The sequence below is a fragment of the Pedobacter frigiditerrae genome, assembly GCF_004331645.1.
GTDB classification, from domain to species: Bacteria; Bacteroidota; Bacteroidia; order Sphingobacteriales; family Sphingobacteriaceae; genus Pedobacter; species Pedobacter frigiditerrae.
Window position 1 is genome coordinate 68385 of the sequence record NZ_SJSK01000004.1, and the last position, 14710, is coordinate 83094.

The window sequence follows — 14710 nt, forward strand, 5'->3', positions numbered from 1 at the left end:
ATTTTTATAATTTGGACTGCAGATAAGTAGGCCTTAATTTTTTATTAATAAAGTTCAATTATGTTCAAAAAAGCAACCCTTGTATTATTTCTTTCATTTATAAGCATATATGTAAATGCACAGGAAGGATGGTTTAAACAAAAAATTAATGAGAAAGTAACTGTAAACTTCCCTATTGAACCTAAAAAACTTAATGAGCAAAGTTATGGCTTTAAGGATAATGATGGGGTAGTTTTTGTAGTTTCATCTGTTGATCTTTTGAAGGTAACAGGAATGGCATTGGATGATTTTAATACACAAGTAAAAACGCAAGAATTCGCAGATGAATTTATGTCTGGTTTAACCCCTACAATGTCAAAGTTTACCTTTATGTCTGCTAAAATTACTACAATAAAAGGTAATACGGCTTATTATGTTACTGGAAGAGATGAAGCAAACAAAACCACTATATACATGAATATTGTTTTTGTAGACGGAACTGGCCATAGCATTACCAGTATGGTTCCAGATGGAAAAAGCACTAAAAACACAGATTTGTTTTTGACAAATATTTTCATTTCCAAGTAATTTGAGCCTAATGTTTAAAAAACTATCTATTGTTGTAATTCTAGTCAGTTTAAATTTTTGTGCAAATGCTCAAAAAGATTGGGTAAAACAAAAGTTTGATGAGAGATTAACCCTCTCTTTTCCCGCAGAGACGAAAAAGGTTTCAGAAAGCACATATATTGCTAGAGACAGTACCGGAACCGTATTTGGCGTTGTTGTGGTTCCGATTGATAAAAGTTCTTTTCTATCGGCAACAAGTACCGATTCTTTATTAACCAGAATTAAATTTATTGATGTTATTGTAGGTGATATCAAATCTAAGATGCCAAAATATGCCATCGGCGATATTAAGGTTAATCAGGTTAACAACGTAAAAACATATTCTCTTGAAGGTATAAATGAAGAAAATAAATCTACGGTATACATTAACATATTTTTAGTTAACGATATATCTTATTCCTTAACTTGTTTTGTTCCTGCGGGTATTAGCACCGCTAATAAAGATGTTTTCTTTAAAGGTTTTTCTATTAGCAAGTAAGAATAAAACTTATTTCCGCTGCTCGATGAACACATCAGTCCAGATAGCTATAACATATTGTGGCACAAGCATATCCGAATTGCATTATTCCCACAAAAGCGGGAACCCCCAAAGGGCTCAGCGCAGCTAATCGTAAAGCAAAAAGTTATTCAATTAGCCTTTCGATCGCATTAAGATACCCTTCCGATAGCTATCGGAACGAGTTGGGTATGACGTACATTTTAACGCCCTTCTATTTTGTGTCTACACCACAGGTAGCCTTCTATAGAAGCGAAAAATTTAAATTTTCTTGCAAAAAAAAGGGAAGAAAACTTACATCTTCTTCCCCACTTAGATAAACCAATTAAAACTACGATAATTTTCTTGTTTTGATGAAAATGTTTGCAATGGTTTTTACTGCAGAACCAGTTAAAAACTCATCAAAGCATTCTGCTGCATGAGTTTGTGTTACCGCAGTTCCATTAATTCCAGTAATTTCTATTCCAGCAATCATTGTATTTTGTTCGCCTGCATAAACAGCATTTACTTGTGATATACCTGTATCATTACCATTGGCCGAGTAAGAAATCCAAGGTTTTAAGGCAACCCCTAAAGATGCCGCGGTCATTTGGCGTAAGTGCGATGCATGGCGAGCCTCAACAGAGTGAATTTGCAAAGCTGTGGTTAAAACCGGCATTCCTTTTAACACAGGAGCTTGCCCTTTATATGCTCTAACACCTGTGTCTTCAAAAGCAGTCGCTACCTTTAAGAACGTTTGGTAATTGCTAAAAACATCTGCGAAAGCAGTCCCGAAAGTAGCGGCTCCAGTAAAATCAAAGTCGGCATCTACAAAAGGGGTAACAGCTGCAGCACCTAGAGCACCTTTTAATAAGTTTACGTGTGCCAACTCATGGTTACGAATGGTGGTAATTGCAGCATTTGAAGCCGTAGTTGGAAAAGAGATGGTAGAATTTGTTAAAGCGTGGTTGTAAAAATGGTATTCTAAGTATTCTAAAGTTAAAGCAAAGTTTAAAACTTCATTAACATTAGCCGGATTAGTTTGTCCGTAAGCTTTTTGAAACATTGAGCCTAAGGCTAATGGTAATGCGGCCAAAGAGATTTTCTTTCCAACATTAAAAAAGTCTTTCATTGCCGCTCTTCGTGGACTTAATCTTTCATAGATTTCGCCATCAACTTTTTCTATTTCTTCTAATATATTTACAATATTCATGATTTCTGATTTTTAAGGTTAAAGGTTGATAACATTGATTTTGGTTTTAACATACTTGCCAGCTATCGCCAAAACTTTATCTGGAGTTAATTGACCGTCTAATCCATTGGCATTATCTGCACCAAGTGCAGAAAGACTAGCTAGATCAGCAAAAGTTCCATTAGAGATCTGATCTCTAACCCAAGCAGCATGGCGAGCTTCTACAGAAACAATCTGTCCGGCAATTACTAAATAACCTGTATCTTTTAACCTAACGCCTGCTCCATTATAGGCAGCAACACCTAAATCTTCAAACGCTTGAGCCGCAGCTAACACGCTTGTGGCACTTGTAAAATCTATACTCGAAAAATCTACCGATAAACTACCAATTGCGGCAGTTCCCAATGCTTTCTTAAAGAATTCTCTATGCGCAATTTCGTGAAATTGAACATCTTGAAAATAATTTTTCTGAACAGTTGTAAAAGCTGATGGTGGTGCAGATGCTACCTGAATGTAAAATGCAGCTTCCAATTGCTCTAAAGCATAAGCATAATTTAACACACCAAAATCGTCTTTAAAATCCAGTGTTACACCACTTGTAACAATAGGTCTGTCTTTTCTACAACCTGCTGCAGTTAAAGCAACAATGGCTGCTCCTGCCCCTGCAAATTGCAAGAAAGAGCGGCGCTCTAGTTTAGCGTCCAAAATGCTGCTTTCTTTAAGCATTACATCTTGTTCTTTTTCGTTTAAATTTTCCATAAGAATGATTTTTGATTTAAGGTTCGTTTAAAGGTCTTATGCATACACTTACGGTAAATATTTTAATTCGGTTTTTGCGATAGAATAAATATTTCTTAATACCTCCATTTTTTGATAAATTGAGCCAAATAAAAACGACAGCTGTGTTAAATGCCATTATTGTAGACGACGAAGAATTTGCCCGCTCTTCTCTTTATTTTTTATTACAAGAAAATTGTGATCAAGTAAACATACTAGGCATTGCAAAATCTGTAGCAGAAGCCCGTACACTTTTAACTGCACATCAAATAGATTTAATCTTTTTAGACATTGCCATGCCTGGCGAAAATGGTTTTGAATTGATACCACAGGCACAAATTAGCAATGCCACTGTGATTTTTACTACAGCTTACGACCAATATGCCCTAAAAGCAATTAAAGCAAATGCCTTAGATTATTTATTAAAACCTATTGACATTGACGATTTAAAGGAAGCTGTTGTAAAGGCAGAAAAGTACATAAACCTGAGTAAAGCGGGTAACAACAGAAATGAAAGCTTAAAAAATTTAGCTGCAGATTTAACGGATAGAACCGCTATTAAAAAGATAACCTTACCAAGTGGCCAAGGTTATAGATTGGTAGATATTGATGATATTATACACATTGAAGCAGATAGTAATTACTCTGTTTTTCATTTAACTAATTTAGAAAAGATTGCCGTTTCTAAAGTATTGAAGGATTATGAAGAGATCCTACCAGAGAATAGGTTTGTAAGGATTCATAAATCGAGTATTGTAAATCTCAAATATATAAAGGAGTACAATTCTAAAAATGGCTTACAAGTAATATTAAACAATGGCGATGCCATAAACGTTTCTCGAAGAAGAGCTAGTGATTTTTTTGATAAAATAAAGAACTACACCGATTTTCAAAGTGAGAATTAAATTTCCATACCTATTTTTTTGTTTATCGGCATTCATTTTTGTTTCGGTATTAAAAAGTAATGCTCAAACTGCATACCTTCCACATTATACAACCAAAAATGGCTTACCAAGTAATAATTGTTATTACACCTTACAAGACAAAAAAGGTTTTATTTGGGTTGCCACCGATGCTGGCGTAAGTAGGTTTGATGGTGCCGTTTTTGAGAATTTCTCTGTTGATGATGGTTTGCCAGACAATCAGGTTTTACAATTAAGGGAAGATAGTAAAGGAAGAATCTGGTTTTTATCCTTAAACGGACAGCTTAGCTATTACTACAATGGAAAAATCTATAATCCAGATAACGATAAACAACTTAAACAATTAAATTTCAATGCAGTTATTGTTTCATTTCTAGAAGATAGTAAGGGCCGCATTTGGTTTGGCACCAACAAAAACATTATTGGTGTATGGGATGGAAAATCGTTAATCAAATACAGTTCGCCTAATACCGAAAAACAATATGCAAATGCCTTTATCAATGAAGATAAACAAGGAAACATTTGGGCCTATAGTACAACGGCAACCTTTTTATACATCAAAAGTAACTTCGTTTTAGTGGAGGATAAACTACTACCACTATCCTACAAAACCTTAACAAGAAAAGACAGAACTGTTTATTTTTTAGACAATACAGGCTTAAATATTAAAAATGGAAGTGAAACAGAGCTAATCTTGAATATCAATCCAGAGTTATTGACTAATAGTCCAGGTTATTTATATGTTGATAAAGAATCTATTTGGTTAAGCAACAATAGTGGTGTATATGCAATTGATTTTGATGGAAAAGTAAATCAATTGTTAAAGGATATAGATGTTAACCAAGTTATAAAAGACCAGGATAGAAATATTTGGTTTACTACAAAAAATGGAATTTATCGTTTGCCAGAAGCTAAGGAGCGATTGTACATTTTAAATAAAATAAATGGCTTAAGTAATGATGTAATTAAAAGTGTTACCAAAGATGGGAATGGAAAAATATGGATGGGCATTGGAAATGGTATCAATATCTTAAACCCTCACACCAAAGCTGTTCAAAAAATAAACCTCCGTGATCAAAAAAAATACAATCTTGTCAAACAACTAACATTCGATAAAAAGAACCAAACCATGTTCTTTTCATCAGATTATGGTTTGGGCTATCTTTCAACTAATAATCCATCTTCAACTGGCATTAGCTACCTTAAAGAAACCAATAATTCTGTTTTTGTAGTTAAAAATTTTAGTATCGATACAGGTTCGAGACTTGCTCTTTCCTTATCATCTGGTGTGGTAATCATTAACGATAGATTTAAAAAATTCGCATTTTCTTCCTTAAATTATGTAGAAAACAAAGATTACTTTAAAGATCGTTCCTACCGCGTTTATTATGATCATTTCCAAAACTTATGGTTCTCCAATACAAATGGTTTAACAGAATTTGGCAAAGGTCTTTTAAAGAAATATTATCAAAAGAATAGCTTATTAACCAAAAGGATAAATGACATTAAACAATTAGACAATAACATCATTGCATTAGCAACAGATGGCTATGGCATTGTTTTTATGCAGAATGGCAAAATCATTAAACAGCTTAAACAAAAAGACGGCTTAAACAATAACATCATTAACCGACTTTTTGTGCAGCATGATTTCTTATGGGCAATTAGCAATACAGGTGTCAATCGCATAGCAGTAAATCAAAACCAGTTTATCATTAGCTCTTTTGATTATGCGAATGAGTTATTATCCGACGATTTAAATGATATTTTTATAGATACTGATACTGCTTATTTTGCAACCAATAATGGATTAGTTTATTTTGCGCACAGTCAGAAGTCACAGCAAACAAAAGCACCAAACACTTATATATCATCCGTAAGTGTTAACAAGGAGCTTTTAGATTTAAGTTATTCAAGTTTTACGCTAAAGCCAGAAGAGCGAAACATCACTTTTAATTATAGTGCAATTGATTTCAAGAATAAAAAAATCATTTACCGTTATCGGTTAAAGGACGATGAAAACTGGTCGGAAACTAGAAATAGGCGATTAGAGCTCTCGTCATTAGAGCCAGGCGAGTATTGTTTTGAAGTTTCGGCCAAAAGCCAAGATAGCCAGTGGAGCACTCCAACCAAGATCAATTTTGTTATAGAAAAACACTTTTGGCAAACCTGGTGGTTTTTAATCATCGTGATGGTTATTGGTGCTTATTTATTATACATCATTACCGTTCGTATTACCAAAAGGCAAAAAAACAAGGAGCAAGAACAATTACTGCTCAAAAATAAAATCCTGATGTTAGAGCAACAGGCATTGCAGGCCATGATGAATCCTCATTTTGTGTTTAATGTGATGAATTCTATCCAGCATTACATCAATACACAAAACACCTCATCTGCAAATAAGGTATTAACGGGTTTCGCAAAACTGATTAGAAAAAACCTAGAAATCTGTACCAAGAGTTACATTAACCTGGAAGAGGAAATTGAATATTTGAATCTTTACCTGAGTCTAGAGAAATATCGTTTCGGGGAAAAATTCATTTATAGCATTAATGTTGATGGGCAGATTGACAAGGAAGAAACTCAAATCCCCTCAATGTTATTGCAACCCTATATAGAAAATGCCATTTGGCATGGTATCATGCCAAAAGAAGAAGGTGGCGAAGTTCAAATCAACATTGATCAAAAAGATGAAGATTATTTATGGATTAAAATCATTGATAACGGCGTTGGAATCAAAAATTCGTTATTAGCTAAAAACTCGGCTCACCAAAGCAAGGGAATGAATTTAACGCAAGAAAGAATTAATTTATTGAACAAAATTGAAGCAAAACCAATACAACTGTTTATAGAACAGAACGGAAATAGTGGTACTACCATCACTATTTTAGTCCCATTAAGTTAATTTTTACCGTTTACTCAATTATTCATACCACTTACTCAATAATCTTAAATCATTAGGCAATTAGCATTAAACTTGTTATAAGATATTAAACAAACAGAAATTGTTTGTTCAAAAAACGTTCTTATAGGATTGACAAAAGATATTTTTTAACCTAACCTAAAACTATATCTCAATTCAGGTTTCATTTGTGTGTTAAAAGCGTCCCAATTAAATTGAGACGCTTTTTTGTTTTAACGCATTTTCTCAGTCTTTAAATAGTTCAGTATTTTTACATTTTAATTAAAAGATTATATAGAAAGCTTTGATTTGTTTTCATTTCATTTAATCCAATAACATCGTTTAACGCTAACTACCTGCATTTCAGTCAAAGAAAAAATTAAAAAAAAGTTTCAGAAAAAATCTTTTTATTATAATTTTGATTTAAATATTAATTCTAAAAAAACAGGCTTCTTTCTATTAAAAGATTTTTGTAATTTAGAGTACCATTAATACTTTCTTACTATTAATTTTTGTTTTATGAAAGCGCCAAAAAAACCAACCGGTAAAGACATTATTAACAAACCCCTTTCTAGTAAAGAGGATGATGAGGATGAAGACGACGACATACTAGAAACAGAGGATCTGGATGATGATGTTGAAGTTGATGAAGAATTCGATGTGCCAATAGATGATATCAGCACATTCGATAGTTTCGATGACGATGATGACGATGACGACGATAGATATTAGTCTGAAATATAAAATATGATCAGTAAAAGCATCCTTATAGGGTGCTTTTTATTTTAATTAGCTACCATAGCATGAAGATTGTACCAGTTAAGGATAAAAAAAGTAAGCAAGAGTTTTTAAATGTTGTAGAGTCAATCTACCAAAACGATAAAAGTTGGATCCGTCCATTAGATAATGATATCGAAAAGGTATTTGATGTAAATAGTAATCCTTTTTTTAAACATGGGCAATGCACAAGGTGGATATTAAAAGACAATAACAACAAAACCATAGGTAGAGTTGCTGCTTTTATTAATGAGAAAAAAGCGCATAATTATGAAGTACCTACTGGCGGAATGGGCTTTTTCGAATGTATAAATAACAAAGAAGCTGCTTTTTTACTTTTCGATACTGCTAAAAACTGGTTGCAAGAAAAAGGTATGAAAGCAATGGAAGGCCCAATTAACTTTGGAGAGAACGATACCTTCTGGGGCTTACTGGTAGAAGGCTTTACGCCACCTTCTTATGGAATGAATTACCATTTGCCTTATTACCATCAGTTTTTTGTAGACTATGGTTTTATAACGGCTTATGAGCAATTAACCAATCACATTAACCTTACCATTCCTTTTCCTGCCAGATTTACCAAAATAGCCAACTGGGTGGCTGCTAAACCAGATTATAGTTTTGAGCATTTCAAAAAAGCAAATGCCGAAAAGTACATTAATGATTTAATGGAGATCTATAATGATGGCTGGCAAGATTTCGAAAACTTTGTTCCCATTAAAAAAGAAACTTTAACAGAGAGTTTCAAGCAAATGGAAGTAATCATGGACGAAAACCTAATCTGGTTTGCCTATGCCAATGGAGAACCTGCAGCTTTCGTAGTCATCATTCCAGATGCCAATCAAATGATAAGAGGACTTAATGGTAAACTAGGCCTAATAGAAAAGTTAAAGTTTGCTTACAAACGTTGGATTGGCGTAAAACGAATGCGTGCTATTGTGATGGGAACAAAAACTAAATTCCAAAAGCTTGGATTAGAGTCTGCCCTATTTATTAAACTAGGAGAATATGTTTTACCTAAAAACCAATATGTGGAGCTAGAGCTATCTTGGGTAGGCGATTTTAATGAAAAGATGATAGCTATACATGAAGCAACGGGTGCCACTTTTGGTAAGCGACACCTAACCATGCGAAAAACTTTTTAACTAGGGTTATTACTCCTTATTTCCTCGTATAGATCTATTACCTTTTTTTGAAGTTTGATAATCTCATCTTCTTGGTCAGCTAGCCTTTCTTTTAGCACCCTGACCTCAGTAGCACTACCAGGATTAACACTAATCCCTTCTTTTGCTATGATATCGAATATAGAAACCTCAAAAAGATTTGCAATTTGATTTAACCTAGAGATATTAATATCAGTAATGCCACTTTCTATCTTCGAAAATGCTGGAATGGAAATTTTTAAGCATTTTGCTGCTTCTCCCTGGCTCCAGCCTTTTTTTTGACGAAGCTGCCTTATATTCTTACCAATACTGCTGTTTTTACCAACGATGCCCATTGTTTAGTTATTTGATTTATACTAAACATTCAACTCTAATGCCAATTTAACCAAATCTATACCCCCAAAATTACCAGAGCTCATTAATAAAAGGTTTGTATTAGAAAAATCTAAGCTCCTTAAATAATTTTCCAGTGCTTCTGCCTCGCTAAAAAAGATGATGTTTTTGTCATTAAAAGATGTTTGAACATCTTGCTCATTTAATGGCTCCATCTTTTTATGTTTAAATGTTTTTTCATCAATATAAACGAGGGCAAGGTCTGCATCGTGCATCGTATCTTTATATTGTTGCAAAAATTCTTTGTTTAAGCTACTAAAGGTATGCAGTTCCATACAAGCTACTAGCTTTCTATTGGTAAATTGTGCTTTTACTGCACTAATGGTAGCTGTTAACTTAGATGGCGAGTGTGCAAAATCCTTGTAAACACTGCTATACTGAGTAGCATTTAAAAGCTCCAAACGTTTGGCAGCACCAGTAAAAGAAGAAATAGCTGTATTAAAATCTTCCTCATCTATACCTAGCTGTTCACATACCAATCTTGCTGCATTTAGGTTCATTAGATTATGATCGCCGAAGACTTGCAATGGGGTGTTTTGAGGCAAGAGATATGTTACACCATCAATTAATCTATGTGCCGGAATCGAGTAAGGAATCTTGTCTAGATTTGCTTTTGAATTAACAACAATCTTTCTTAATTCTAAATCATTTTCACAATAGATTAATTTGCCCTTGGGTAATATCGTGTCAATAAATTGAGTGAACTGGGAAATATAATCCTCAAACGTTGGGAACACGTTAATATGGTCCCAAGCAATGCCACTAATTACTGCTATGTTAGCTTGGTACAAATGAAACTTTGGTCTCCTATCAATTGGCGATGCCAAATACTCATCTCCTTCTATAATAATTACAGGAGCAGCATCAGTAACCTTTACCATGGTTTCAAAACCTGCCAACTGTGCCCCAACTAAATAATCGAAGTCTCTTTTATAATAATTAAGCACGTGCAAAATCATAGAAGTAATGGTGGTTTTACCATGGCTGCCACCTATCACTACCCTTAATTTATCTTTAGATTGCTCGTAAATATATTCAGGGTAAGAATAAATCTTTATGCCCATTGCTTGCACCTTCAATAACTCAGGGTTATCTAAACGAGCATGCATTCCTAATATAACAGCATCAAGGTCTGGCGTTATGTTTTCTTCAAACCAACCAAACTCGGCAGGTAACAAGCCATAATTAGCTAACCTGGTACTAGATGGCTCAAAAATCACATCATCAGAACCTGTAACCTTAAAACCTTTTTTATGTAAAGCAATGGCCAGGTTGTGCATCGCACTTCCGCCAATGGCGATAAAATGTATTCTTTTCATTCGTTTTTCTTTTTTCGTTGGGCGTTGTTCGTTGAGCGTTGTTCGTTTGGCGTTGTTCGTTGAGCGTTTGACAGTGGACGAAAAACGAAAGACGGTGGACGAAAGACGTTGATCATCCTAAACGCCTTAACTACTCCACATCTCAACTTTTCACAAACTTCGCCGCTACCCAATCGCCAATCTTTTTATGGTCTATGTAGTTTAATCCAAATTTAGCGCAGTGATCTTTAATCATACCTAGATCTGGTGTTTCATAAAAACCGCTAAAATAGATGGATCCGCCTTGCCTTAACACCGCAGCGTAGCTTTCTATCTGATCTAATAAAATGTTTCTATTGATGTTTGCCAAAATGATATCAAATTCTTGTTGAGGAATTACATCCTTACTACCGCAAAGCGATGTCAAGTTGTCAATCTCATTTAGGTTAGCGTTTTCAATCGCACTGCTATAACATACCTCATCATTATCAATGGCAACAATATCCTTCGCTCCTCTTTTTGATGCTAAAATACCCAATATACCTGTACCCGCCCCCATATCCAAGATTACTTTATCCTGCACATCGGCTTCTAAGATGTAAAGCATCATCATTGTAGTAGTTTGATGGTGACCAGTACCAAAAGCCATTTTCGGATCTATCACGATCTCATATTTGTATTGAGGCTGATGTTCGTGAAAGGTTGCCCTTACATAACAATCATCATTAATGATCAGCGGTGTAAAGTTCTTTTCCCACTCTTCATTCCAGTTTTCTGGAGCGATTGAACTTACTACATACTCATGTACTAATTCATCACCATAGCTAGCTAAAATAGACTTTAACTCCTCTTCATTAAACTGATTAGCTATGATAAAAGCATCAAAACCAGTTTCGGTATCTTCGAAGGTATCAAAACCGATATCGCCAAGCTCAGCAATCAAAATATCTTTTTGATATTCCTCAACATCAGTAAAACTGAAGGTTACTTTTTTGTATTCCATTAAACTATTTAAATTTTAAATTACCTTGATTCGTGCCTCCACTAACCAGGCCGTAAATATTAATCTTTCAACTTCGCTCAGGATGACAATTTACGTTCTCTCGAGACTGTCTAAAAATAAAACCACATAGACACATAGGATATTTGAAGTTTATGACAGGAAGATAAATCTTCTAAAACATAGCCTTTATGTACCTATTGCAATTCCCTTGGGCATCTTTGTCAGATTGGAATTTGCATAAAAACCATGTGCCTATGTGGTTAAATTATATTTTAATAAAATTTAGACAGACTAAGAATTGAAAGTTTTAACGATGTCTACAAAATCACGAGATTTTAAAGAAGCACCACCAATTAAGCCACCATCAATATCATGTTGAGCAAATAATTCAGCTGCATTTTTAGGGTTACAACTTCCACCATATAAAATCGTGGTATCATCAGCAACACTCATTCCGTATTTTGCATCAATTTTAGCCCTAATGAAAGCGTGTATGTCTTGTGCTTGCTCTGGTGAAGCTGTTAAACCTGTACCAATTGCCCATACTGGCTCATAAGCTAAAATCACTTTACCAAAATCTTCAGCACTTAATCCGAATACTCCATTTTCTAATTGAGTTTCTAAAACGTGGTAATAACTACCATTGTTTCTTTCATCTAAGGTTTCTCCAATGCAAAAGATAGGCACTAAATTGTGCTGTAAAGCGATCACGGTTTTAGATGCCAATAATTCATCAGATTCTGCAAAATATTGTCTGCGTTCTGAGTGGCCAACCAATACGTATTCACTACCTGTAGATTTGATCATCTTAGCAGAGATCTCCCCAGTATAAGCGCCACTTTCGTTCTGGTGACAGTTTTGCGCACCAATTTTAACCACGCCATTTCCTAACTGTGCTAAACTGTTTAAATGAATAAAAGGTGAGCAAATCACAACCGTTTGGTCGCCCTTTTTCTCATCCCTAACCATATTTACAATTTCCGAAAATAAGGATATGCCTTCGCTATATTCCAAGTTCATTTTCCAGTTACCAGCAACAATTTTCTTTCTCATATTTTTAAGTTTGTCATCCTGAGTATCATAGCTTGTCCCGACTTCTTCGGGAAAGGATCTCTAAGCTGAAATTTATATTTTATTATTTCTCTTTAAATTAATTTCTTCATCTCAAGGATAGAAGATAATCTATTAGTTTAGCTCAACATGCAGATATCTCCTCGCTGCCTGCCTGCGGTAGGCAGGCGCTGCGTTCGATATGACGGCTGAGTTTCGTATTCCGCTGTTCGACCTAAACCTCTAAACCCTAACCTCTAACCAACTTCCCACCTAGACAGTTAACCAATTAACCAGTTTCTACAGTTAACCTCCACTATAATCGTTGTTCGTTGACCGTTGGTCGTCTTTCGTTGCACCTACACCTAGACAGTTAACCAATTAACCAGTTTCTACAGTTAACCACTTACTCTACTCCCCACCTTAAAAATGCCTCAAAGCTTTCGTCCGCTCAAAAACCTCAGTTATTATAGCTATCTCCACATCATCCAACTCCATTCCTCTTCTATTGTAAACCAATTTAGCGGTCTCTAACATTTTATTTAACGTATATACCTCGAAACCGTGTGCGCCACCCCAAGCAAAATCTGGAATAAAATTACGAGGGAAACCAGCACCAAATACATTGGCACTAACACCAGCAACTGTTCCTGTGTTAAACATGGTGTTGATACCACATTTAGCATGGTCGGCCATGATTAAACCACAGAATTGCAAACCTGTTTTACGGAAACTTTCTTGCTCATAGTCCCACAATTTTACCTCAGCATAATTGTTCTTTAAATTAGAATTATTGGTATCAGCGCCAATGTTACACCATTGACCCATAACCGAATTACCCAAATAACCCTCATGGCCTTTAGAAGAATAACCCCAAATTACAGCATTATTAATTTCGCCACCAACCCTACTAAATGGGCCAATGGTAGTTTGAGGATAGATTTTAGCTCCCATTTTAACAGAAGACCCTTCGCAAAGTGCAAAAGAACCCCTAATGAAACATCCTTCCCAAACCTGGCTGTTTTTCCCTAAATAAATTGGACCCTGTAAACTATTGAAGGTAGAACACTCGGCCGTTGCTCCTTCTTCTACAAAAATGTTATCTCCTAAAAAAACATTGGTACTACTTAGCGTAGCTGATGTTTTGTCTTTGGTTAGCAATTTAAAATCTTCCCTTATCTCTAAATCATTAGACCTGAAAATGTCTTCAGGGAATTGGATATGTGTAAAAGGATAATCAAAACTCAACGTCTCAACAACAACCGACTCAACATTTAATTCAACAGTAGGTTGTTCCAATTTAATGGCTAAGCATAAGTTTCCAGCGTACAAACCTTGACCAGGCTTTAAGCCTAACACAGTGTCAATTAAAGCTTCGTTAGGGCAAACAGCACCATTGATAAATAAATCAGCTTGTTTTGCCGTGAATTTTGAAGAAAGGTAATCTTGAGTTTGAAAGCCGAAATCAGCATTTAAGTGTTTCGCCCATTTTTCGGCAATGGTTAAAATCCCGACGCGTAAATCGGCCACAGGCCTGGTGAAAGTAAGTGGTCTGAGCGAGCGCCAAGACTTATCATCAAATAGATTGATTGCCATAAGCAACAAAAATAAAAAAAGTCCCGAGCAATGCACGGGACTTTCGATTTTTTTCTGCTTTCGCTTGAAATTATTTCTTAGCGTAACGAGTTTTGAATTTATCGATACGACCTGCTGTATCAACCAATTTCATTTTACCAGTGTAAAAAGGGTGAGAAGTATGAGAAATCTCTAATTTATACAATGGATACTCATTTCCATCTTCCCATTTGATAGTTTCTTTAGTGTCAACACAAGATTTAGTTAAAAACTGATACTCGTTAGACATATCTTTAAATACTACAAATCTGTAGTTTGATGGATGCAAATCTTTTTTCATTTGAATATTATTTAAGTTATTTATGTTGAAACGTTCAAGAACCTAATTGCAATTTGCTGGCAACAATGCTTATGACGTTTCTGATTGTCTTTTCTATCTCTATTTTAGAGGATGCAAATATCATTATTTTTATTTTTAAATACAAATGGTATTTGGATTTTTTTGAGACACTTGCATTTATGAGCTCGATAGACTTTTGATTTAATTAAAAGTGGGCTGTTAAAGCAAAGAAAGGA

General features: G+C 34.8%; 14 protein-coding genes. 6 read left to right on the forward strand and 8 right to left on the reverse strand.

What is annotated here, in order from left to right:
• Positions 1-60: 60 nt before the first annotated feature.
• A complete protein-coding gene (locus tag EZ428_RS15415) occupies positions 61-567 on the forward strand; it encodes a hypothetical protein (protein WP_131554085.1) in 507 nt (168 codons plus the stop codon).
• A 10-nt stretch (positions 568-577) separates the two neighbouring features.
• Entirely contained in the window at positions 578-1084 is a 507-nt protein-coding gene (locus EZ428_RS15420) for a hypothetical protein (protein WP_131554086.1), read from the forward strand.
• Positions 1085-1433: 349 nt separating this feature from the next.
• Here the strand turns inward: EZ428_RS15420 and EZ428_RS15425 are convergent, their stop codons facing one another.
• On the reverse strand, positions 1434-2294 hold the full coding sequence (locus tag EZ428_RS15425) for a ferritin-like domain-containing protein (RefSeq protein ID WP_131554087.1): 861 nt from the start codon (positions 2292-2294) through the stop codon (positions 1434-1436).
• Between the two features lie 18 nt (positions 2295-2312).
• The gene (locus EZ428_RS15430) at positions 2313-3032 is read right to left on the reverse strand and encodes a ferritin-like domain-containing protein (protein ID WP_131554088.1); all 720 of its coding nucleotides are present in this window, start codon (positions 3030-3032) and stop codon (positions 2313-2315) included.
• 119 nt (positions 3033-3151) lie between these two features.
• Between EZ428_RS15430 and EZ428_RS15435 the strand changes: the two genes are divergently transcribed.
• The 4 genes from EZ428_RS15435 to EZ428_RS15450 all read left to right on the forward strand — a co-directional run bounded on the left by EZ428_RS15435 (position 3152) and on the right by EZ428_RS15450 (position 8797).
• Complete coding sequence (locus EZ428_RS15435) at positions 3152-3955, forward strand: LytR/AlgR family response regulator transcription factor (RefSeq protein WP_225871077.1); 804 nt, start codon at positions 3152-3154, stop codon at positions 3953-3955.
• Positions 3945-6878 carry a sensor histidine kinase gene (locus tag EZ428_RS15440; RefSeq protein WP_131554089.1) on the forward strand — a complete coding sequence of 978 codons (2934 nt, stop codon included), beginning with the start codon at positions 3945-3947 and terminating at the stop codon, positions 6876-6878. Before EZ428_RS15435 ends, EZ428_RS15440 begins: the two co-directional genes overlap by 11 nt.
• Positions 6879-7394: 516 nt before the next feature.
• Complete coding sequence (locus EZ428_RS15445; protein WP_131554090.1) at positions 7395-7607, forward strand: hypothetical protein; 213 nt, start codon at positions 7395-7397, stop codon at positions 7605-7607.
• A 71-nt stretch (positions 7608-7678) separates the two neighbouring features.
• A complete protein-coding gene (locus EZ428_RS15450) occupies positions 7679-8797 on the forward strand; it encodes a GNAT family N-acetyltransferase (protein ID WP_131554091.1) in 1119 nt (372 codons plus the stop codon).
• Here the strand turns inward: EZ428_RS15450 and EZ428_RS15455 are convergent.
• From EZ428_RS15455 to EZ428_RS15480, 6 genes are all read right to left on the reverse strand, one after another.
• Positions 8794-9150: a helix-turn-helix domain-containing protein gene (locus EZ428_RS15455; RefSeq protein WP_131554092.1), complete on the reverse strand. Its 357-nt coding sequence runs from the start codon at positions 9148-9150 to the stop codon at positions 8794-8796. The genes EZ428_RS15450 and EZ428_RS15455 overlap by 4 nt on opposite strands.
• A 21-nt stretch (positions 9151-9171) precedes the next feature.
• On the reverse strand, positions 9172-10527 hold the full coding sequence (locus EZ428_RS15460; RefSeq protein ID WP_131554093.1) for a UDP-N-acetylmuramate--L-alanine ligase: 1356 nt from the start codon (positions 10525-10527) through the stop codon (positions 9172-9174).
• A 142-nt stretch (positions 10528-10669) separates the two neighbouring features.
• The gene (prmA, locus tag EZ428_RS15465; RefSeq protein WP_131554094.1) at positions 10670-11509 is read right to left on the reverse strand and encodes a 50S ribosomal protein L11 methyltransferase; all 840 of its coding nucleotides are present in this window, start codon (positions 11507-11509) and stop codon (positions 10670-10672) included.
• 291 nt (positions 11510-11800) lie between these two features.
• Entirely contained in the window at positions 11801-12562 is a 762-nt protein-coding gene (tpiA, locus tag EZ428_RS15470; protein ID WP_131554095.1) for a triose-phosphate isomerase, read from the reverse strand.
• A gap of 420 nt (positions 12563-12982) precedes the next feature.
• Positions 12983-14155 carry a putative sugar nucleotidyl transferase gene (locus tag EZ428_RS15475; RefSeq protein ID WP_131554096.1) on the reverse strand — a complete coding sequence of 391 codons (1173 nt, stop codon included), beginning with the start codon at positions 14153-14155 and terminating at the stop codon, positions 12983-12985.
• Between the two features lie 70 nt (positions 14156-14225).
• The gene (locus EZ428_RS15480; RefSeq protein ID WP_131554097.1) at positions 14226-14474 is read right to left on the reverse strand and encodes a type B 50S ribosomal protein L31; all 249 of its coding nucleotides are present in this window, start codon (positions 14472-14474) and stop codon (positions 14226-14228) included.
• Positions 14475-14710 lie beyond the last annotated feature (236 nt).

Excerpts from the sequence above, each read along its gene's own strand:
- EZ428_RS15415 (WP_131554085.1), top strand. The coding sequence starts at position 61 with ATGTTCAAAAAAGCAACCCTTGTATTATTTCTTTCATTTATAAGCATA.
- EZ428_RS15420 (WP_131554086.1), top strand. The coding sequence starts at position 578 with ATGTTTAAAAAACTATCTATTGTTGTAATTCTAGTCAGTTTAAATTTT.
- EZ428_RS15425 (WP_131554087.1), bottom strand. The coding sequence starts at position 2,294 with ATGAATATTGTAAATATATTAGAAGAAATAGAAAAAGTTGATGGCGAA.
- EZ428_RS15430 (WP_131554088.1), bottom strand. The coding sequence starts at position 3,032 with ATGGAAAATTTAAACGAAAAAGAACAAGATGTAATGCTTAAAGAAAGC.
- EZ428_RS15445 (WP_131554090.1), top strand. The coding sequence starts at position 7,395 with ATGAAAGCGCCAAAAAAACCAACCGGTAAAGACATTATTAACAAACCC.
- EZ428_RS15450 (WP_131554091.1), top strand. The coding sequence starts at position 7,679 with ATGAAGATTGTACCAGTTAAGGATAAAAAAAGTAAGCAAGAGTTTTTA.
- EZ428_RS15455 (WP_131554092.1), bottom strand. The coding sequence starts at position 9,150 with ATGGGCATCGTTGGTAAAAACAGCAGTATTGGTAAGAATATAAGGCAG.
- EZ428_RS15460 (WP_131554093.1), bottom strand. The coding sequence starts at position 10,527 with ATGAAAAGAATACATTTTATCGCCATTGGCGGAAGTGCGATGCACAAC.
- prmA (WP_131554094.1), bottom strand. The coding sequence starts at position 11,509 with ATGGAATACAAAAAAGTAACCTTCAGTTTTACTGATGTTGAGGAATAT.
- tpiA (WP_131554095.1), bottom strand. The coding sequence starts at position 12,562 with ATGAGAAAGAAAATTGTTGCTGGTAACTGGAAAATGAACTTGGAATAT.
- EZ428_RS15475 (WP_131554096.1), bottom strand. The coding sequence starts at position 14,155 with ATGGCAATCAATCTATTTGATGATAAGTCTTGGCGCTCGCTCAGACCA.
- EZ428_RS15480 (WP_131554097.1), bottom strand. The coding sequence starts at position 14,474 with ATGAAAAAAGATTTGCATCCATCAAACTACAGATTTGTAGTATTTAAA.